Below are 20,686 nucleotides of genomic sequence, written 5' to 3' on the forward strand. Positions count from 1 at the left end.
TTCTATCTGAGATCGCTCCATGTCACGGCAAATTAAGAAACTACTGGTCGCCAATCGCGGCGAAATTGCTATTCGTATCCTGCGTGCTGCCGCTGAGTTACGACTCAACACTGTTTCCATTTATACCTATGAAGACCGCTTCTCACCCCATCGCTACAAAGCGGACGAAGCCTATCAAATCGGTCGTGATGATGAGCCATTAAAACCCTACCTCGACATTGAAGGCATTATTGATATTGCCAAGCGTCATCAAGTCGATGCGATTCATCCGGGCTATGGATTTTTATCGGAAAACGTCACCTTTGCCCGCCGTTGCCGCGAAGAAGGGATTAAATTCATCGGTCCAGCACCCGAAGCAATGGAAAAGCTCGGTGATAAAGTAGCCGCTAAAGCAATAGCCATTGCAGCAGGCTTACCTATTATTGAAGACAGTAAAATCCCGCTCACTACCTTAGACATTGCTAGGTCTGAAGCTGAACGCATTGGCTACCCATTGATGATGAAAGCGGCTGCGGGTGGTGGTGGGCGCGGGATGCGCGTGATTCGTAAAGGCGATGAACTAGAGCGAGCCTACAACGACGCACGCAATGAAGCACTCAAAGCGTTTGGTGATGCGACGGTTTTCCTTGAGAAATACATCGACTCCCCCAAACACCTCGAAGTACAGATTCTAGGCGACGAACACGGTAATTTAGTCCACTTATATGAGCGCGATTGCTCGGTACAACGCCGCTTCCAAAAAGTGGTCGAAGTCGCACCGAGTACCGGTCTTAAAGATGAAACCCGCGAAAATCTGTATAAATACGCACTCGCTATTACACGCTATGTCGATTATTCGTGTGCGGGTACGGTCGAATTTTTATTAGATAAAGACGAAAATATTTACTTCATTGAAGTCAATCCACGCGTTCAGGTCGAGCACACTATTACCGAACAAATCACCGGAATTGATATTGTTCGTAGCCAAATTTTAATCGCGGGTGGCACACGCCTCACTGACTCTGAAATCAATATTCCTAATCAAGAGTCCATCCGCTGCAATGGCTATGCGGTGCAATGCCGGATCACGACCGAAGACCCGATGAATGGCTTTAAACCCGACTACGGTACAATTATCGCGTATCGCTCTACGGGCGGCTTTGGGATTCGTCTTGACGTGGGTGCGGCCTATCCGGGGGCTAAAGTATCGCCGTTCTTTGACTCCATGCTGGTTAAAGTCACTTCATGGGGGCGCACTTTAAGCGATGCGATTGGGCGTAATTTACGCGGCTTAACCGAGTTTCGGATTCGCGGGGTAAAAACCAATATCGGCTTTTTGGAAAATGTATTAGCTCATCCCACTTTCGCAGCGGGTAATGCGACTGTTACCTTTATTGATAACCACCCTGAACTGTTTAATATTACTCAGCGTTTTGACCGTGGCACTAAAACGTTAAAGTTTATTGCTAATATTACGGTTAATGGTAATACAGACGTTAAAAACCCAGACCCTAATAAGCATTTTCGCAAACCGCTTGTACCAGCCTTTGATAAATTAGCTCCTTATCCTAAAGGTACAAAAGACAAACTCAATGAATTAGGCGCAGAAAAATTCTGCCAATGGGTAAAAGAGCAACCCAATATTTTCTATACCGATACCACCATGCGCGATGCGCACCAGTCGCTATTAGCTACACGGGTACGTACTGAAGATATGCTCAAAGTAGCGGAAGGGCTTGCAAAAAACCATTCGCAATTGTTTTCTCTGGAAATGTGGGGGGGCGCGACTTTTGACGTATCCATGCGCTTTTTACATGAATGTCCGTGGGAGCGTTTAAGATTATTACGTGAAGCGATTCCAAATATTTTATTCCAAATGTTATTTAGGGGTGCGAATGCAGTAGGTTATACCGCTTACCCTGATAATGTCATTGAGTCTTTTATTGAAAAATCGTGGGAACAAGGGATTGATGTATTCCGTATTTTCGACTCCTTAAACTGGATCGAAGGTATGCGTAAATCCATTCAAGTAGTACGCGAAAGAACCGGAGGAATTGCGGAAGGTACGATTTGCTATACAGGTGACGTATTACGTACCGATCCGGGCTATAAATATAACCTGCAATATTATTTAGATTTAGCACGGCAATTAGAAGATGCGGGTGCACATATGCTCGCCGTTAAAGATATGGCAGGCTTATTAAAACCCTATGCTGCAACTAAATTAATTACTGCCTTAAAAGAAGCGGTAAGTATTCCGATTCATTTACATACTCATGATACTGCCTCGATTCAAGCCGCTACTTTAATTAAAGCCATTGAAGCAGGTGTGGATATTGTCGATGGCTGCTTAAGCTCTATGTCCGGCTTAACGTCACAAGTGAATTTAAACTCTCTGATTGCAGCGATGGAGGGACAACCACGCGAACAACCCTTTAATCTCAAGTCATTAAATAGCTATGCTAATTACTGGGAAGACGTGCGTGAAATGTATTATCCGTTTGAATCCGGCCTAAAAGCAGGAACAGCGGAAGTCTATAATCACGAAATTCCGGGGGGACAATACTCTAATTTACGCCCTCAAGCCATTGCATTAGGTTTAGAGCATAAGTTTGAAGAGGTCAAAGAAAACTATGCGGTGGTTAATCGCATGTTTGGTGATATTGTCAAAGTTACACCTTCCTCAAAAGTGGTCGGTGATATGGCGATTTATATGACCTCTAATGGCATGACGGAACAGGATGTGATGGAGCGTGGACGCAGTATCGCTTTCCCTGATTCGGTAATTGATTTATTTAAGGGTGGCTTAGGCCAAATCCCCGGCGGTTTCCCTGCTGAATTAAGCGATATTATTCTCAAAGGTGAAAAGCCTAATCAAGGTCGCCCTAATGATCATTTAAAACCCGTTGATTTAGACGCGGAATACGCAGCTTTTAAACAAGAATTTAATGCGCAACAAAGCTATTTGGATTTCTTGTCTTATAAAATGTATCCCGCCGTTTTCCGCGAATTTTATAATCATCAGCAAGAATATGATTCAGTTAGTCATATTCCCACTCCGGTATTTTTCTATGGCTTAAAACTCAATGAAGAAGTAATGATTGAGTTAGGTCAGGGCAAAATGCTGATTATTCGTATGCTCTATCGTTCTCCAGCGGATGAGAATGGTATGTGTACCGTGACTTTTGATTTTAATGGTCAAATTCGTTCGGTGATGATTCGTGATAAGTCAGTGAAACCGACTAGAGCGACTCATCGTAAAGCTTCGGGGCCTAAAGAAATCGGTACTTCCTTACAAGGTCGTTTAGCGTCTATTAGTGCGCATATTGGTGAGGAAGTCGAGGTGAATACCCCGCTCTTTGTCATTGAAGCGATGAAAATGGAAACCACAATTACCGCCCCTATTGCAGGCAAAGTGAAAGCGATTCACCTTAAAGCAGGTGAGTTGGTGGAGCAGGGTGATTTAGTGGTGGAGTTTGAATAGCTAGCTAAAATTAATAGGAGCAAGCATATTAGCTTGCTCCTACTGTAAACCTCTCTCCTGACTATTAGAAACTACTTAAATGAATTTAAAATATGTTAATACGCTTTATTATAATTTTTATTCTATCTAACACCATAGCTACAATAAGCTGGGCGAATGAATTTACTGAAGAAAAAGCCGCTTATAAAACCAAACTCATTAAAACCATTCCCGCACCTCAACCCTATACTGAAGAGCAGCCTCCTACAGGGGTTGAGTTGATTACTTATGACTCTAATGGCTTGAAACTTAAGGCTTGGTTTGCTAAACCAGCGACTAAAACAGATAAAAAACTTCCTGCTATTGTTTATTTACATGGTGGCTTTTCATTCGGCAAACAAGATTTTTTAGATGCCCAAGTTTTTTTAGAGAATGGTTTTGCGCTCTTAACACCTATGTTACGTGGTGAAAATGGCAATCCCGGACACTTTGAGTTTCTATATGGAGAAGTTGATGACGCTTTGGCTGCGGTAGATTGGTTACAAAATCATCCAGATGTTGATAGGAGTAAAATTTTTATTTTTGGTCATAGTATAGGCGGTGCAGTAGCTGATCTTACCTCGCTATATAGAAAGGAAGGTGTACTTTTATCAGGTAGTGCAGGTGCACTTTATTCTCCAGAACTCTTTTATAATACTCCCTTTCCTCTTCCCTTTGATAATGCGGATCAAAAAGAAGTAAAACTTAGAAGTTTTGCCTTCAATTTAAAGTACATGGAAAGAAAACATGCGGCTTATGTGAGCAAACAAGATTTAAATCGTATTACCGTTAAACTTTACGGCTTAGGAACTGATAAATATAAAAACACACTAAAGGTCAGTATTATTGAAAAAGATCACTACGCTTTATTAAAACCTGCCATGCTACATTTCATCAAAGGTATGAAAGAATTTATTAAAACTGCTGAAAATGAAAAAAAGTAACTACCAAAATCTATCCTCCAAAACATTAGATAAGATATTTAATATGCCACTGCAAAATCGTGTTAACCCTTTTGGTCAATTGGTCAGCAACGAGGCTCATGGTGCATGGATGGGTAATCGTGGTCGTTTGCATAACCAAAATAAAATAATCACTAAACCATTTGCCATTAAAGCGTGGATTGTATGCCAGCTCCATTATCAAGATATTAAACGCACGATTTTTAGCCCATCTAGTTATTCAGAGTTATTCTTTCTTGATGAGGCAACTGCTTAAGCTTCAGGACATAGACCTTGTGGTGAATGCCGTAAACAACGCCTAAATGAGTTTAAGTACTACTGGTCTTTAGCTCTCAATACCACTACTAGCGTTGCAGCGATGGATGAAATACTACATGGTGAACGTATTAATCAGAAGCACGAAAAGGTGACTTATCAAGCTAGATTTAAAGACTTACCTGATGGTACTTTCATCGAATATCAAGGTGATGCCTATTTAATTTGGCAAGAACAATTATGGCAATGGTCATTTATAGGCTATTCTAATGCTAGAAAGATCCGCCCTAAGCTTCATACTGTCAAGGTAATAACACCATTTTCTATTGTAAAGTTATTTAGTAAAGGATTAAAACCACAAGTGCATATTTCTGCTTATAATTAATTTCTAAGCTACTAATAAGCCCTATACCATCGGCACTTGTAGACGTAATTTTTCTAAATGCTCATAGGTAGCAAAACCATCGGCGGGATACCCTACATCCATTTGCCAACGCCGCAAGGCCGCACGACTATTCGGCCCCAAACGTCCATCAATGCCATCCGTGCTATACCCTGCCATCGTTAATAACTCTTGCAACTCCGCTTTTTCAGCAAAACTTAGTTCACGAATATCACGCGGCCAAGTCGCTTGCAAAGGAGACTCACCCCGGATCTGATCGGCTAAAGTCCCCACCGCCATGACATAGCTATAGGCATTATTATATTTCAGCAACACATTAAAATTATGAAACGCTAATAAGGAAGGGCCTCGATACCCAGCAGGTAGGAAAATAAAACTTTGCGTATCCAGCGCCAGCGGCTGATTAAACATATCACTCACTAGCTCTTGCTCGACCCATAAGCGCACCGGAAGCCAATAGGTCGGATCCGCACGCGACCATTCAAACGTAGGCGGCAGTTTTACCTCTTGCGCCCAATGCTCACCCTCTATCCAACCCGATTGAGCTAAATAGTTAGCGGTTGAGGCTAGTGCATCGGGAATACTATTGACTAAATCGCGCTTGCCATTGCCGTCAAAATCTACAGCATAGCGCTCCAAGGTAGTGGGAATAAATTGCGTATGCCCAATCGCCCCCGCCCATGAACCGATAAGGCTATTAATGCCCATGTCATTGTTTTGCACAATTCTGAGCGCTGCGACCAATTGCTCACGCCAAAAAGAGCGGCGGATGGAGCGTCCTTGATACGTGAGGGTGGCTAAAGAGCGAATGGTAGAATACCCACCCATGAAATTACCATAGTCAGTTTCCACTCCCCATATAGCCAAAATATACTCTGGTGGAACATGATAGGTTTGATGGATACGCTCTAATAACTCCGCATACTCCGCCAATAAGCGCTTACCTTTAGCCACGCGTGTTGGTGAAGCAGCACTGTCTAAATACTCCCAAATCGGGCGACTGAACTCTGGTTGGTGCGCATCAAGGCGTAATACTTTACGATCCGGTAATAATCCCGCAAAGGCTAACTGTAATACTTCTGCTTTAATGCCCTGTTGCTCAGCATACTGACTAAACTCCACTTTCCACTGATCAAAGTCTGGATCAGCAAATAAGGTATAGCCAAACAAAGCCACTGCAAATAACAGCATCAGTTGTATAGTGCGAATTATCTTCCGAATCATTGAATTCCAATTAGTTGATGCTAAGTCCTATTCCCATCATGCTAGTATATCAAACCACCCTAATCAGCGTGAAAAGCAAATGCCCTCAGTAGTCTTTTTAGATACCAACAGCACCCAAGCGGGTGATCTCGATTTAAGCCCTTTAGTTGAGGCTGCTCAGGGACAGCTTACCCTGTGGCCTCATACCCGTATTGAACAGCTCCGCGACCATATCGGTACGGCTACTATTGTGATTAGTAATAAAGTGCCCCTAGATGCTCCCTTAATACACTCATTGCAAGGCTCACTCCGACTCATCTGTGTAGCGGCAACGGGCACTAATAACATCGACTTAATAGCGGCTCAACACTGCCATATTCCGGTTACTAATGTACGTGATTACGGCTCACAATCCGTTGCTGAACATGTGTTTAGCCTAATATTTGCCTTAAGCCGTAGTTTACCCGCCTATCAACAAGAATTAAACCAAGGGGCTTGGCAACGTTCCGAGCAGTTTTGCTTATTAAATCACCCGATTCGTGAATTAGCGGGCAGTACTTTATTGATTATTGGCGGCGGCACACTAGGGCAAGCAACCGCTCGTTTAGGGCAAGCGTTGGGTATGAAAATACTCTTTGCTGAGCGCCCCCACCAACCGACCAGAGCGGGAAAAATAGCTTTAGAGGATGGTTTAAAACAAGCCGATGTAGTGTCCATCCATTGCCCCTTAACGCCTGAGACGCATCATCTTATGAATGCTGAGCGCTTAAGACTGATGCAGCCGCATGCACTATTAATCAATACGGCACGCGGTGCTATTGTCGATGAAGTGGCACTCTTAGAGGCTTTGACTCAAGGTTGGATAGGAGGTGCGGGTATTGATGTATTACCCCAAGAACCGCCTATTCACGGTAATCCACTGCTAGAGGCTAGACTACCTAACCTCATTGTTACTCCTCATATTGCATGGGCAAGCCGCAGCGCACGCCAACGCTTAATTGAGCAGCTCGCGCAGATTATTCAAACCTTTATCACCACAAGCGAGGTGCTCAACCGAGTCATTTAAGCAGCTTGGGTATGGGCTAATACACTCACGCGATACCCTTTTAAGCGTTGGGCGAACTCTTCAAGGCGTTGAATCCCTGTTTGCTCCGCTTTAGTAACCCATTCCTGTAAAGCAGCCAAACGCGCCTCTTGATTATTCGCGGTGCGCTCCCACAGATGCTGTAAGTTTTGTTGGAACTGATAGACCGTGGTCAAAACTTGGCTCTCCGATAATAAATGCTGCAAGCGCTCACGCGCACTATCATCTAAATTAGGTTGTCCTAGTAACTGTCTCACTAAACGTGACTTTTGTTTACACTCGCTAGTGGAATGACACAGTTCTTGCTTAATCACCGGATTGACTACTTGGCGAGCATAATTGGATAACACTTGAATACGATTACCAATCACTGCACTTAAAGTTTCTAAATCAACCACTTTGGTTTTGACATCCACCTTAATACGAGGCGCAACACGTTTAACTTGTGCCATTTTTAGCATTTGCATTAAACGAATATAAAACCAGCCAATATCAAATTCATACCATTGTGTAGAAAACCGCGCTGACGCGGCAAAAGCATGATGATTATTGTGTAATTCCTCACCACCGATCAGGATACCTATAGGTGAAATATTGGTGGACGCATCGGCTGTATTCCAATTGCGATAGCCCCAAAAATGCGCTAAACCATTAATTACCCCCGCTGCCCAGAACGGAATCCAGATCATTTGCACGCCCCACATAATGACCCCTACCCAACCAAAGAGCAGTAGATCAATGACTAACATGGTGAGAATGCCTAAGAACGGGAAGCGTGAGTAGACATGATTTTCAATCCAGTCATTAGGCGTACCCTGACTATATTGTTGAATAGTCTGCTGATTTTTCGCTTCTTGACGATACAGGAATGCGCCACCCCAGAGCACTTTATTTAAACCACGGGTTTGTGGACTGTGCGGGTCTTCAGGGGTTTCACATTTATGATGATGCTTGCGATGGATGGCTACCCACTCACGCGTTACCATTCCAGTCGTGAGCCAAAGCCAAAAACGGAAAAAATGGGAAGGGATAGCACTTAACTCCACCGCCCGATGCGCTTGATGTCGATGGAGGTAAACAGTCACCGCCACAATCGTAATATGGGTCATGACAAGAGTGATTAACACTAATTGCCAACCCGCTAAATCTGCTAGTAATCCCATGCGTCTTCTCTTTAATACAATAAAACGCTCCTAAGGTTAGAGAAACCCATCTCCCCAGCGGCTTAGGAGTAGGAACATTTTACCATACTTGTCTGAACTAGAACGCACTAACGCAGGCTAATAAAGCCCCAAAATAAGGCAAACAATAAGGGCTGATGGAGCATGTAAACTAAGAGGCTATGCTGACCTAACCATAGCAACGGTTTCCAAGCCGGATGGTTTAAAGAGCGTTGCAACTGTGGCATTTGCACCCATTGCGTGCCCAACCAAATCCCTATGAGCAATACTCCCAACCAAGGCAATAAAGGCACATAGTCCTCGGTAAAAGGCTTATGCGTCATCAGTCCAATAAACTGCCAAGGCTGCTGATCCAATAGCGGAAGAGTGATGAGATTACCTAGGGCTATGAGTGCTAAACCTAATAAGACATTGACTATTCCCCAGTGCAGAGTCAGTACTCCTAACAAACTTCCCACCAACATAAAATGCAGTACACCAAAGAAAATCCATGAGGCTTTAAATAAAAACCATGTCCCCACACTGATTATACTGCTACAGGCTAATAGCAGCGCCTCACGCTTCCAAAACCCAAGCTCTATTCCCTTGCGATTCGCGCAATACAAACTAATCCCCGCAATCGTGACAAATAGCGTGACAATAAAGGTACGACTGTGTAGCCAAAACGGATCGGTGTATAACTCAAACTGTGCGAGACCAAAGTAGTTTAAGTCATAGCAAAAATGAAACGCGATCATGAGCACAACAGCCGTGCCGCGTAGTGCGTCGAGTAGAGGGTAACGCGGGTTATAGTTAGCTATCATTTATAATTACTGTTTGTTATTATTAATATTTATACTATCTATGTCTTTTATAATAGTTCCATTATTACCGTGAATAATACTTTGACTTGGTATAAAAATAATAATCAAGACCAACACTACTATTACAAATAGCAAAACACCTCCTATTAATAAAAATGCTTTTGATTGAGTGTCCTGGTTTTTTATTTCAATACTTTTTGGCATAAGTTGCTCCACCGTCCAAGTATGTAGCCATGTAGTATCATGGGAAAACAACCCCCAATCCCAAAATTGAGAGCTTGCATCGGGTAAGTTTTTTAGATCTAAGGTATTAGCTAATTTATTGTTTTGATTTAGCAGTGCTATTGCACCCGCTCGATCAAAAGCTTGTTGGCAATTAACACTGTGAGGGTTTGACAGTAGATTACTATAAAAGCTATCTGCGAAGACGGAAGCTAGTTTATCACTAATCGGCTTATGTGTGGCTATAACACATTTAACACCAGCATTTAAAAAGGCTTCTACTTGGTCAGCATTTTCACAACCATTAAGAAAAATAATTTTTGGTTTATTTTTCCAAGTTTTAATTATAGTGGCTATTTGATAGCTATATAGATCTTCATCATTGGTTAATATCTGGCTTGGATTGCTATGCCCTGCAAAATGTAAGATTTCTATTTGATTAGCACACCTTTGTAGTAACTCACTTAAGCTTGATAGGGTTAAATAGGGTTCATACTCAATTTGGAGGTAGGATAAATGGCTTTGAATCAATCGTTGCTTTAAGAGCGCCAACTCTTTAGGCACTGATTTAAGCTCTTGGTCTTTACCTGCTGCACCTAATAGTAATACGATAGCCATCATCAATCCTTTTTTATATTATCGTCAGCTTGCTTGATTAGTTGGTTAAGCTCCTGATAAAACTTCTCGTAGTTTGCAGGCTCCTTTTGATAAAAAGGCTCTAATAAATTTAGTGCCTCTTGAAGCTTAAGCTTAGCCTCTGAATACTCTTTCCATTGTAAATGAGCATAGCCTAGCGTGCCTGTAGCATCTGCTAACTTTGCTTGATGAATTATTTGTTCCTTAGCAGCTTTTGATAAGATTTGGATCGATTCTTCTAACGTGTTTGTGATCTTGGAGCGTTGATCAGGAAAATATTTTGCTGTTATATAGCCATATTGATTTAAAATACTCCCTAACAAAACCTCCTGCTTAGGATCTTTTTTTGCTAAATGCCTTGCTTGAATAATAACTTCAGTGTAGTAAGCCTCGGCTTCCTGTCTCGTCTTATCACTTTCACTTAAAAAACGAGCTGCTCCAGTCAAGCGCTCTATTTCATAAGCTATAATTTGCAATCTAGCATTATATAAATTAGGATTTTTGTGTAGTAAATCAAAGTATTTTTTATAGGCTATAAAAGCCTCCTCATATTTATTATTTACTATTTTAACTTTTCCCAAATTACCCAGTATGGTTACTCTGAACAAATCCATTTTATCTATAGTAAGCACACCTCTATTAGTATTTGACCCTTTTATTAACATAACACTGTAATTATCGGCTTTTTCTATAGCCTTCTCAGCCTCTATATAGTTTGACTGTGTTATATAAGAATTCGACAAATAATAGAAGCAAGACATAATATGCAATAAAGTAATTGTCTCTATATTTTTATCCAACACTATACTATCTATCCACTTTAATCCTATATTGTAATAATATCCTGATTTTTCATAATTTTTTTCGAGATCGTAAATAAAAGCAACTTGGCAAGTTTTATGTAAAATATTCGCATGGGATTGCTTTAGCTCGTAAATATTAATATCCTGCATTACCTCTAGCATTTGATTAACTATATCAATTAACTTATCTTTTTTATCATAGGTTAAATAAAAATCCGCAAAATGACTTAATGCTATAATTTTGTTATTAATATAGGCATTAGAGTGATTAGTAGAAAGATCATTTATTAGTTTAGAAGCATCCTTGTAAGTTTGGTCAATCTCAACCATCAGCTTATTAATGGTAAGCTGATCTTCAGCTTTATAAACTGAAAATAATAAGGCTTTTGTAGATAAGACATCTAGAAGACTAGATAGTGACGTATTAGGTGATCTTTTAAATAAATTTTTTTGTATTTCTATTGCTTCAGATAAATATTTTAAGTCATAATTATTAACTTTATTACTTGTTATCAGCTCTCTCAACAGCAACGTGCGAGCTAATATATCCTCGTAAAACTCTGGCTCAGCCTGATATAGAGGTCTTATTATACTAATAACCTCATCCATAATAGGTATATTTTTTTCATTAGTTTGCTCAGAACCTATATTATTCGTGCTTATAATTAATGCTACAACTAGCCTTTCTAGATAAGCTAAAGGATTTTCGTTAACCAGCTCTCTATAAATATTCATGGACTCATTAATCAAGTGGCTTGCTTCTTCTTTTCTACTAATATCGTAATCTGCGTTTTTTGATTTTGCTGCGTAAATTGCCGCCATCTTTGACCTAATATTTTCTTTGTCTTTGTGCTGCTTTAAAATCTTGTTTAAGATAATTTCTGCTGTAGCAATATATTTTTCAGACTCTCTTAAAAGCTCTTTAGAAGGAGTTATATCATAGTGATTAAGGTTTAAAGTCTCATGATGTAAGCTGAGCAAATCATCTATTAATAAAGGCGCATATTGATTTTCGTCTCTTTTTATTAAATCAACATGTATACGATAGGCTTGCTCAAATAAATCAAATGCCTCTTTCTTTCTATGCTTATATAAAGATACTAATACCCCATAATCATTTAAAGTAGCTGCCATTTCAGCTCTATGCTCATCCGTTGGGGTTTGCAATTTAAATAAAGACAAAGCCTCTTTAAAGTAATCCTCCGACTGATCGACATAACGCTTTTTGTAATATAACACTCCTAACTGACGCAGTATTTTTGCCTTACTAAAAGTATAGTCTACATGACTTTGAGACAATTCCTTTTCTAAAGTCTTATAATGCTCTAATGCCTCTAAATAAAACTTTTTTGCATTAGTAAAACTCAGCGCATTTTTTTGCAAAAACCAAGCGTATTGATATAATACTTCAGCTAAAATTACATCCCCGTCAGTTTGTTGCGCTGAAACTAAAGCCCTCTCATAAGCTTCCCTTACTTTGTCTAACCTATTTTTTCCTAAAGTATAATATAGATTTAATGTTTGAGCTTTAAGTAGATAATGATTTGCACTATTTACCCATTTTTTAATATTTTCTGCTTTTTCTTTAAAAAGTTGTTCTGGCTCTTTCCCTGACTCTGAAGAGTTCAGTACCCTTAAAATTTCTTCGATGTCACCACTCTTCGAAGCTCTTTCTATACTGTTACGTTTATCATCTTCCTCTTTTACTAAATATTTTTTGACTGCCTCCTCAAACCCATTAAAACTTTGGAGACATCCGTGTATAATACTCTCATCGCTCTCAGATAACGCCTGCGACTTAGTACGGTTTAGTATAGTCGTACAAAAATCATCTTTACTTATATTAGTATTGGTAACATTGATCTCTCCCACATCGCTTATAATCGTACCGTGGTCACCTTCAATGCTTTGACTCTCTGACAAAGCAGCCGCTTTTGCATCCATGCTAGAGCCTATAAAAAAAATCAATATCAACTGGATAAAATATTTCATATGTCAGCCCTATTACCATTCTCAATAGAGAGAACAATATCCTTATAAGTAAATCACTGGCTTTTATTAAAAACATCTTCTGCTTAAAAAGCAACTAAAATTAGGTTACTTACTCGTAACAGAAGCGCTGATAATTCACTAAAAGTCCATAATTCTCTTTATTAGTACACTCAAATGCAGCAAAATTTATGTCGAATAACGAGGAAATTAATCTAATGAAAACTAAAAAACTCACTGCCCTTGATGCTCAAGAGCACAAGATTAGTCTTAGACAATTTATGATTTCTACTGAAAAGCAACACTTCATACTGAACAAAGAACAGTGGCAAACCTTTAGCAACATCCTTAATCGTTCAGGGCAAGATAAGCATGCGCTAAAACGACTTCTACAAAAAAAAAGTGTCTTTGAATGTCTTTATAGCCCTATACTCTTCACCCCCCCCCCCTTGCACTTATTTTTACTCATGAAGGACTTACGCAAGGCTATTCAGTATTAAGTCGCTCTCACTCTTACTGCCAATTCGGTTTACGCTTTTCAATAAAAGCATCGACCCCTTCTAAGGTGTCCTGATCTAGAAAATTACAGGTGATCGCCTCATTAGCCATAGCATAGGCTGTTGCTAAGGGTTGATTTAGTTGCTTATAGAACAGCTCTTTGCCCATACGCACCGCCACCGGTAATTTAGCTGCGATTTTAGTCGCTATCTCCTGTACCGCTTGATCTAATTGCTCTGGCTCCACCACTTGATTAATTAAGCCATAACGCTCAGCCGTAGCCGCATCAATAAAATCTCCTGTGAGGAGCATTGCTAAAGCCTGTTTTTTACCAATAGCGCGGCTTAATGCCACTGCGGGTGTGGAGCAGAATAACCCTAAATTGATACCTGAGACGGCAAACTTGGCATTAGAACTCGCAAGCGCTAAATCACACGCCGCTACTAACTGACACCCCGCAGCAGTCGCTACCGCATGCACACTCGCAATCACGGGTTGAGGCATGGATTGAATTAATTGCATCATTGCACCACAGCGTGCAAACAGTGCTTGAATAGTCTCTGGACTGCTATCGGTGCGCATTTCTTTTAGATCATGCCCACCACAAAAAGCACGCCCATTAGCCTTTATTACCACGACACGCACCTCATTATCAGCGGCAATTTGCTGTAACTCTTGGGTGAGTTGCGTTAATAGCTCATTAGAAAGTGCATTAAATTGTGCAGGGCGATTGAGGGTGAGGGTCGCAATATGCAGGTGATCAGAACGTAATACTACTGAATCGGTCATGGTTTAAACTCCTAAGCGCTAAGAGGAGTATTATGACACAGGTATTAGTACGAAAGTAATCAAGACTTTTTAGGTGGATAACTAAAAACCTAAAGCCTGCAAGCGCCATTATTAAGTATCTTAATAATGACGCCTCAATGCAGCTAATCTTAATTTAGATTTTGATTAATTGCGTATTAATAATAGAACGTAGTGGATTTAGAACAGAAAAATATTGCTTTTGCTTAATTAGTATTATTATTTTTTCAGGCGAATCACTTGCTTAAAAACTAAAGCGCGACCATCAGGAGCATAAATAGTTTTATTTTCAATATGATGAGCGGTTAACAAACGATGCGTGTAAACTAAAGGGCGTAACAATAATTGCGCCTGCTGTGATAATGGTAAGGTCATGCTGACTCCTCAGTAATACATTCAATATTTTATTAATTACATCGCTACTTATTTTAAATTTAAAGAACGCTGGCATGGTTATTGTGAACAAAACTACTGAATACAACCTTGATTAAGTAGCTTTGCTGGCTTCATTCTCTCTAATGAATCAATTCAGCAAGGTTCTCTAACTAAAAGCGTAGCGAATCAAAAACCAATAACCCAAGTAAAGGTCGACCAAAGGACAACCTTGCTCGATTATTCTTATTAACGCTAATAAATTAAGGACGGGTGGAAGCTACCTCAAGCTGACGGGTTTGACTGGCGACTTTATCCAAAATGCCATTCACGAATTTATGTGCTTGTTCAGCGCCGTATTTTTTAGTCAGGTTCACCGCTTCATTGACCACCACCTTATAAGGGGTTTCAGGATGATTGATAAACTCAGCACAGGCAATACGTAGAACTGCGTATTCAATGGGGTCAATTTGGCTAAGGGAACGATCCAAATGGGGGGTTAACAGCGGCTCAATGCGCTCTCCATCTTCAATAGCACTACGCATTAATTGATGGAAAAAAGCAGCATCGGATTTACGAAACTCTGTTGCGAGTTCAGTGTCTTCTTGAAAATAAATGTAAATATCGTGGAAATTATTATGAGTCATAATCCACTGATAAGTGCCAATCATCGCAAGGCGTCGCGCTACACGACGTTGCGCAATGCGCTGTTGAGATTCAGTTATAGGTTTGCGTGCCATGATATTAAGAGCGTAATTTACGTAATAAGGACACCATTTCAATGGCCGTTAATGCAGCTTCAGCGCCTTTATTACCCGCTTTAGTGCCCGCACGTTCTATGGCTTGTTCAATAGTATCGGTGGTTAGTACGCCAAAGATCACTGGAAGTTCATTGTCCATACCGACCGCGCCTAAACCTTTTGCCGCCTCGCCTGCTACATAGTCAAAGTGAGGAGTACTACCACGAATCACCGCACCTAGAGCAATAATCGCATCATACTCACCACTGACTGCCATCGCTTGAGCCGCAAGCGGTAATTCATACGCACCCGGAACTTTGACAATCTCTATATGCTCCTCGGTAACACCATGACGCTTGAGAGCATCAATCGCACCTGCTTGTAGACTATCAACAATAAACCCATTAAACCGCGCTACTAAAATACCGTAGCGAGCCACTTGAGGCAGAAAATCGCCCTCAATCACTGAAATCTTTTGCATAACACCAAACCCTTAATCCTGTACGTACTCGACGACCTCTAAACCAAAGCCTGCAATGCCTAAAAAGCGTTTAGGCGCACTCATTACCCGCATACGAGTTACGCCTACATCACTAATAATTTGTGCACCAATGCCATAGGTTTTGAGGTCAGCGGGCGAAGAGGGCGTATTGTCAACTAGAGTGGCTTGCGATTCAAACCTTTTTAAAGTTTTTAACACATCTTGCTCTGAAGTAGGATTACGCAAAATCACCACTACCCCTTTACCCTCGTCAGCAATATGCTGCATCACCCCACGCAAAGGCCAACCACAGCAAGGCTCGCGTAGTGCTAACAGGTCACATAATTCATTTTCTAAATGCACCCGTACTAGCGTAGGCTCATGAGGCTGAATAGTACCTTTAACAAGAGCTAAGTGAATTTCATGGCGAGCTTGTTCTTGATAAGCAATTAATTGGAATGCACCAAACTCGGTTTGTACTTCGCGCTCATAGACCCGCTCAACCGTTCTTTCATTGTGTACTCGATAGCGAATAAGATCCTCAATAGAACCCATTTTTAAGCCATGCTTTTGGGCGAAAATCTCTAAGTCTGGACGCCGCGCCATCGTGCCGTCCTCATTGAGGATTTCGACAATCACTGCCGCTGGCTCAAATCCGGCTAGCCGTGCTAAATCACATCCTGCCTCGGTATGTCCGGCACGCGTCAATACACCACCCGGTTGTGCCATTAAGGGGAAAATATGTCCGGGCTGGGTAATATCACGCGGTTGAGCATTAGGTGCGACTGCGGTGCGAATGGTATGCGCTCGATCATAGGCAGAAATCCCCGTGGTCACGCCCTCCGCTGCCTCAATCGAGAGAGTGAAGTTGGTGGTGTGTTGCTCATTAGTATGCGACACCATCAAGGGTAAATTGAGTTGCTTACAACGTTCACGCGTCAGCGTCAAACAGACTAAACCGCGAGCTTCTTTAACCATGAAATTGACATCTTCGGGGCGCGTCAAGGAGGCGATCATAATTAAATCTCCTTCATTTTCGCGGTCTTCATCATCTACGATCACAACCATTTTGCCTTGCGCCAAATCGGTCAGAATTTCATCTACGGTATTGAACGGCATATAGCACCTGCAACAAACGAGTACTCACCGAGCGCAGTACTCGATCTTAAAATTAGAAAGGCGCACATGATACGCCAAAATGCGGCTAAAGGAAAAACCTCTAGCACACTCATTTTGTATAGCTATTGGCTATACAAAATACTAGACTATTGAACAGATAGATTAGGAATCGCTCTTATGCAAACCAGTACTCGTGATACGCCTATTAATATTCGTGCTCTGCCTGCTCAACGTGCTTTGATTGACCGAGCCGCCAGCGTACTTGGCAAAAAACGTTCCGATTTTATGCTCGAAGTCGTGTGTCGTGAAGCGATGGATGTGCTACTCGATCAGCGTTTATTCCTACTCGATGAGGCTCAATTTAATGCCTTTAATGCCGCGTTAGAGCAACCTTTGAGTGCAGAACAACAAACCAAAATCACTAAATTATTGAGTACTCCTACACCATGGGATCATTAAGCCGCCCCCTACCTATTCAAAATACTCACGAGCTGGATAGTTTTAATTGTGGTGAGGAAATACTGGATCATTGGCTTAAACGTCGCGCCCTTAAGAATGAAGTGCTAGGGGCATCACGTACTTTTGTGATCTGTAGTGAGCAGCAGGTGGTGGGGTACTATGCTCTAGCGACAGGGAGTGTGGTTTTAAATGAAGCGCCTAGCAAGCTCAAACGGAATATGCCAGACCCGATTCCTGTGATTATTTTGGGACGTTTAGCGATTGATCAAGGTTGGCAAGGACAAGGGATTGGGCAAGCGTTATTAAAAGATGCGGTATTACGCTCTTTGCAAGTGGCTCAACAGGTAGGTGTCAAAGCGCTCCTCGTTCATGCGTTATCAGAGTCAGCTAAGCAGTTTTATTTGCATCAAGGGTTTAGTGAGTCGCCATTGGATAGTTTGAAATTATTTTTACCTTTGCCGAAGTTGGTGCATGAGTAGGTGGTTAGTGTATTACTCCAGTTTGCCATGACACTGTTTGTAGCGTAAGCCACTACCACAGGGACAAAAAGCATTACGACTGCTCGCTGTTTTGCTGCATTTTAGCTTTTAAGCGCTCGTGATTATTTTTAACGATCTGAGTATTAGGGTGATTTTCACCTAGTACGTTAGTAAAGATTGCTAACGCTCGCCCATACAAGGGTTCGGCTTGAGCATACTGTCCTTGTGCCTCATACAACCAAGCCAGATTATTCAAACTATTCGCCGTATCGCGGTGATTCGCCCCCAACACCTGCTCCCTTATCACTAATGCTCGCTCATGCAAGTGTTTGGCTTGTTCATACTGCCCTTGTACTCGATACAACTCCGCCAGATTATTCAAACTATTCGCCGTAGCAGGGTGATTCGCTCCCAACACCTGCTCACAAATCCCTAACGCTCGCACATACAAAGGTTCGGCTTGTTCATACTGTCCCTGTGCTCGATACAACACTGCCAGATTACTCACACTCGTCGCCGTATCAGGGTGATTCGCTCCCAACACCTGCTCACAAATCCCTAACGCTCGCACATACAAAGGTTCGGCTTGTTCATACTGTCCTTGTGCATAATACAACGCTGCCAAATTATTCAAACTTTGCGCCGTAGCAGGGTGATTCACCCCCAACACCTGCTTCCTTATCCCTAACGCTCGCACATACAAGGGTTCGGCTTGTTCATACTGTCCTTGTGCTCGATACAACGCTGCCAGATTATTCAAACTTTGCGCCGTATCGGGGTGATTCGCCCCCAACACCTGTTCTCTGATCGCTAACGCTCGCTCATATAAGGGTTTAGCTTGTTCATACTGCCCTTGTGCTCGATATAACTCTGCCAGATTATTCATACACAAAGCCGCCTCGTCGGTTTCCTCTCCTATCTGAGACTGGATAATCAGAAGCGTATGCAGCCATAACGGCTGTGAAAACGAATATTTTGCCAATTGATAATAGAGATGATTTCGTGTACCTAACCATTCTGCTAAGCGCATAACCTCAAGCCGTTCCAGATGGTAAAGCCCTTCCACCAAAGCCTCATCAAAACGCTCATATAATCCCTGCAATTCCTCATCAAAAGGCTTAGCAATCTCCTGAAACTTAACATAATCAACGTATTTACTGGCTAAACCCGCTTCATTAAGTACTTGTTGCTCAATTGCCTCAACCCGCTCAAACACCCCGTCATAGTATTCAAATAAAAACGTATGCACCTCCCGAAATAACACTGCCTCATCCTTTTGCAATAGCGCCTGCAACTGCTCCCGCATCACATTATGCAGCCGATAACGCGCTACCCCCTCCACCGCCTCTGGCGCTTCCCAAAACGAATACTGGCGCAACTCCTTAAAACTCACCGCCGCCCGTCCACCTAAAAACTGCGCCCCCAACTCCAAAAATAAGTCATCCGTCACAAAGCGCGGACACGACACCACCTTCAGCGCTTGGCGCAACCCCGCCTCCATATGATCCGTAAACCGCGCAATAAGCTGTGCTTGAGGGAAATTAAATGCCTCCACCGTCAACGCTTTACCCTGATTTTTGAGCTGAGCATAACGCTCAATATGCAATTGCAAATAAAACGCCACCCGCTCAGAACTTGCCAGCATCGCCTCACGAATTGCTGCCTCCACAATCGGCACAGTCTGCAACAATTGCTCCGCCGCTTCAGGTGTCAACTCATCCAATGCCCACGGTGTAATCTCCTCTGCCCAACTGGCATCCTGTTCCACCCAGCGCAAGGGTTCCCGCCCCAAAATCACCACATACGCCCCCACGCAATCATTCACCAACTGCATCACCCACGCATCGACCGTGATCGCCATATCCCCGACCTTAGTCGCCCGTTCACGCCACAGCGCTTCATAGGTATCAAGTACCAAGGTCACGCGCCGCTCTAGATGCGCCGCATCATTCAGCCACTCATAAACATCCGAGGCAAAAAACATCGGCAGCTTTTCACTAATCTGATACGGCTCTAAACTATCCAAATCGGCTAAAATATCGCGCCCGCGTTTTTGCCACCAATCGTGCACTTTACTAGAGTACTTACTCAGGTACTTAGCAATCAGCCCCGCCCCCGGAATCCCACTCTCACTCACCAAGCCTAAAATATCGTTACCTATACTCTCCGCATCGCCCCAGACCTCAGAGGGTTTACGGAATAGCTCAGGGTGCGCCGTTTCTAAATCACGCCCCTGTTGCGACAAACTAAAATAGCGCCCAAACGCGGTATCAAATGCCGGAAAAATAATTCCTTGCCTACGCAATTGATGGCGTAAGGCTAACAATGCCAAACTCGCATCACGTCGATAGGATTCTGTCTCAAAGCTTAAATTCGCAAATGCAATAAACTTACCCTGCTCAGTACGAGTTTGAGAGAGATGATTAATAAATTGCTGAGCGAGTGCGGTTTTACCCTGCCCACCGATGCCGTAGATATTTAAAATCCGCCGCTCATCCCGACCTTGTGGAGTATCTAGTAAGGTTTTGAATTGAGCTAAAATATCGTCCCGCCCCACAAATCGGAGTTTGGGAATAAAGGTATTAGTAGGGCGCTGAAAACTAGGGGTACGGGGCATAATCCATCCTACTGCTTAAAAGCATGGCTGAAACATTAAGCTAATTGTCGCTATAAACTCACACTAAAAGCAATTTCAAACTACTGCGACTT

Annotated in this window: 19 protein-coding genes; 8 read left to right on the forward strand and 11 right to left on the reverse strand. The window is 42.2% G+C overall.

Translation table 11 applies throughout. The annotated features are described in order from the left end of the window. Window positions 1-19: 19 nt before the first annotated feature. The 4 genes from IPL34_RS16895 to IPL34_RS16910 all read left to right on the forward strand — a co-directional run bounded on the left by IPL34_RS16895 (window position 20) and on the right by IPL34_RS16910 (window position 5,083). A complete protein-coding gene (locus IPL34_RS16895; RefSeq protein ID WP_296842667.1) occupies window positions 20-3,463 on the forward strand; it encodes a pyruvate carboxylase in 3,444 nt (1,147 codons plus the stop codon). A 92-nt stretch (window positions 3,464-3,555) separates the two neighbouring features. Further along, on the forward strand, window positions 3,556-4,425 hold the full coding sequence (locus tag IPL34_RS16900) for an alpha/beta fold hydrolase (RefSeq protein WP_296842668.1): 870 nt from the start codon (window positions 3,556-3,558) through the stop codon (window positions 4,423-4,425). Between the two features lie 43 nt (window positions 4,426-4,468). After that, a complete protein-coding gene (locus tag IPL34_RS16905) occupies window positions 4,469-4,699 on the forward strand; it encodes a hypothetical protein (RefSeq protein WP_296842669.1) in 231 nt (76 codons plus the stop codon). A 102-nt stretch (window positions 4,700-4,801) separates the two neighbouring features. Then, window positions 4,802-5,083 (forward strand): hypothetical protein, encoded by a 282-nt coding sequence (locus IPL34_RS16910; RefSeq protein WP_296842670.1) that lies wholly within the window; start codon window positions 4,802-4,804, stop codon window positions 5,081-5,083. Between the two features lie 21 nt (window positions 5,084-5,104). Here the strand turns inward: IPL34_RS16910 and IPL34_RS16915 are convergent, their stop codons facing one another. Next, complete coding sequence (locus tag IPL34_RS16915; protein WP_296842671.1) at window positions 5,105-6,325, reverse strand: lytic murein transglycosylase; 1,221 nt, start codon at window positions 6,323-6,325, stop codon at window positions 5,105-5,107. 79 nt (window positions 6,326-6,404) lie between these two features. Here IPL34_RS16915 and IPL34_RS16920 point away from each other — a divergent pair, with 79 nt between their 5' ends. Then, window positions 6,405-7,370, forward strand: a complete 966-nt coding sequence (locus tag IPL34_RS16920; RefSeq protein WP_296842672.1) for a D-2-hydroxyacid dehydrogenase — start codon at window positions 6,405-6,407, stop codon at window positions 7,368-7,370. Here the strand turns inward: IPL34_RS16920 and IPL34_RS16925 are convergent. The 4 genes from IPL34_RS16925 to IPL34_RS16940 all read right to left on the reverse strand — a co-directional run bounded on the left by IPL34_RS16925 (window position 7,367) and on the right by IPL34_RS16940 (window position 13,025). Next, window positions 7,367-8,551, reverse strand: a complete 1,185-nt coding sequence (locus tag IPL34_RS16925; RefSeq protein ID WP_296842673.1) for a fatty acid desaturase — start codon at window positions 8,549-8,551, stop codon at window positions 7,367-7,369. The two genes, IPL34_RS16920 and IPL34_RS16925, sit on opposite strands and share 4 nt — an antisense overlap. A 107-nt stretch (window positions 8,552-8,658) precedes the next feature. Beyond that, on the reverse strand, window positions 8,659-9,372 hold the full coding sequence (locus IPL34_RS16930; protein ID WP_296842674.1) for a DUF1624 domain-containing protein: 714 nt from the start codon (window positions 9,370-9,372) through the stop codon (window positions 8,659-8,661). Window positions 9,373-9,378: 6 nt separating this feature from the next. Next, window positions 9,379-10,215 carry a CHAT domain-containing protein gene (locus IPL34_RS16935; RefSeq protein ID WP_296842675.1) on the reverse strand — a complete coding sequence of 279 codons (837 nt, stop codon included), beginning with the start codon at window positions 10,213-10,215 and terminating at the stop codon, window positions 9,379-9,381. Then, the gene (locus IPL34_RS16940) at window positions 10,215-13,025 is read right to left on the reverse strand and encodes a hypothetical protein (RefSeq protein WP_296842676.1); all 2,811 of its coding nucleotides are present in this window, start codon (window positions 13,023-13,025) and stop codon (window positions 10,215-10,217) included. Before IPL34_RS16940 ends, IPL34_RS16935 begins: the two co-directional genes overlap by 1 nt. Before the next feature lie 215 nt (window positions 13,026-13,240). Between IPL34_RS16940 and IPL34_RS16945 the strand changes: the two genes are divergently transcribed. Then, entirely contained in the window at window positions 13,241-13,522 is a 282-nt protein-coding gene (locus tag IPL34_RS16945; protein ID WP_296842677.1) for a hypothetical protein, read from the forward strand. A gap of 13 nt (window positions 13,523-13,535) precedes the next feature. Here the strand turns inward: IPL34_RS16945 and IPL34_RS16950 are convergent, their stop codons facing one another. The 5 genes from IPL34_RS16950 to ribBA form a co-directional block, all read right to left on the reverse strand. After that, window positions 13,536-14,309 (reverse strand): enoyl-CoA hydratase, encoded by a 774-nt coding sequence (locus IPL34_RS16950; RefSeq protein ID WP_296842678.1) that lies wholly within the window; start codon window positions 14,307-14,309, stop codon window positions 13,536-13,538. 237 nt (window positions 14,310-14,546) lie between these two features. After that, on the reverse strand, window positions 14,547-14,702 hold the full coding sequence (locus IPL34_RS16955) for a hypothetical protein (protein WP_296842679.1): 156 nt from the start codon (window positions 14,700-14,702) through the stop codon (window positions 14,547-14,549). Window positions 14,703-14,962: 260 nt separating this feature from the next. Next, the gene (gene nusB / locus IPL34_RS16960; protein WP_296842680.1) at window positions 14,963-15,439 is read right to left on the reverse strand and encodes a transcription antitermination factor NusB; all 477 of its coding nucleotides are present in this window, start codon (window positions 15,437-15,439) and stop codon (window positions 14,963-14,965) included. A 4-nt stretch (window positions 15,440-15,443) separates the two neighbouring features. Beyond that, entirely contained in the window at window positions 15,444-15,920 is a 477-nt protein-coding gene (gene ribE / locus IPL34_RS16965; protein WP_296842681.1) for a 6,7-dimethyl-8-ribityllumazine synthase, read from the reverse strand. Between the two features lie 12 nt (window positions 15,921-15,932). Further along, entirely contained in the window at window positions 15,933-17,039 is a 1,107-nt protein-coding gene (gene ribBA / locus IPL34_RS16970; protein ID WP_296842682.1) for a bifunctional 3,4-dihydroxy-2-butanone-4-phosphate synthase/GTP cyclohydrolase II, read from the reverse strand. Window positions 17,040-17,216: 177 nt separating this feature from the next. On the opposite strand from ribBA, the gene IPL34_RS16975 reads away from it, so the two are divergent. Further along, entirely contained in the window at window positions 17,217-17,498 is a 282-nt protein-coding gene (locus IPL34_RS16975) for a DUF1778 domain-containing protein (protein ID WP_296842683.1), read from the forward strand. Next, on the forward strand, window positions 17,486-17,977 hold the full coding sequence (locus IPL34_RS16980) for a GNAT family N-acetyltransferase (RefSeq protein WP_296842684.1): 492 nt from the start codon (window positions 17,486-17,488) through the stop codon (window positions 17,975-17,977). Before IPL34_RS16975 ends, IPL34_RS16980 begins: the two co-directional genes overlap by 13 nt. A 73-nt stretch (window positions 17,978-18,050) precedes the next feature. Here IPL34_RS16980 and IPL34_RS16985 read toward each other — a convergent pair whose 3' ends face one another. After that, window positions 18,051-20,594 (reverse strand): tetratricopeptide repeat protein, encoded by a 2,544-nt coding sequence (locus tag IPL34_RS16985; protein WP_296842685.1) that lies wholly within the window; start codon window positions 20,592-20,594, stop codon window positions 18,051-18,053. Between the last annotated feature and the right edge of the window lie 92 nt (window positions 20,595-20,686).

Source organism: Thiofilum sp. (assembly GCF_016711335.1).
GTDB lineage: Bacteria > Pseudomonadota > Gammaproteobacteria > Thiotrichales > Thiotrichaceae > Thiofilum.